Below are 322 nucleotides of genomic sequence, written 5' to 3'. Positions count from 1 at the left end.
CTCCAGCGGTGCCGGTGCCGAAATGCGTCACGCCATGGGTGTGGCGGTGTTCTCCGGGATGCTCGGGGTGACCTTCTTCGGTCTGTTGCTGACACCAGTGTTCTACGTACTGATCCGTAACTTTGTCGAACGCGGCGAAGCCCGCAAAGCGGCCAAAGCTCTGAAACTGGAGGCGCAACAATGAGTCTGAAAGTCTTCCTGCCGAGTCTGCTGGTGCTGGCCCTCAGCGCCTGCGCTGTCGGCCCCGACTACAAGACCCCAGCCACGGAGGCGGCCAATATCACGGCCGTCACCGACGGCGCCGCCGGGCAAAAGAACTTCG

1 protein-coding gene is annotated in these 322 nt (G+C 62.4%); it reads left to right on the top strand.

Annotated elements, in window-relative coordinates:
* Positions 1-184 (top strand): efflux RND transporter permease subunit (locus BK660_RS31455; RefSeq protein WP_148057531.1); only part of this gene is annotated, 184 nt, incomplete at its 5' end.
* Between the last annotated feature and the right edge of the window lie 138 nt (positions 185-322).

The organism is Pseudomonas brassicacearum, assembly GCF_003732265.1.
In the GTDB taxonomy this organism is placed as follows: Bacteria; Pseudomonadota; Gammaproteobacteria; order Pseudomonadales; family Pseudomonadaceae; genus Aquipseudomonas; species Aquipseudomonas brassicacearum_D.
The sequence above is the reverse complement of the archived record's forward strand: the minus strand, read 5'-3'. Positions and strand labels throughout refer to the sequence as shown.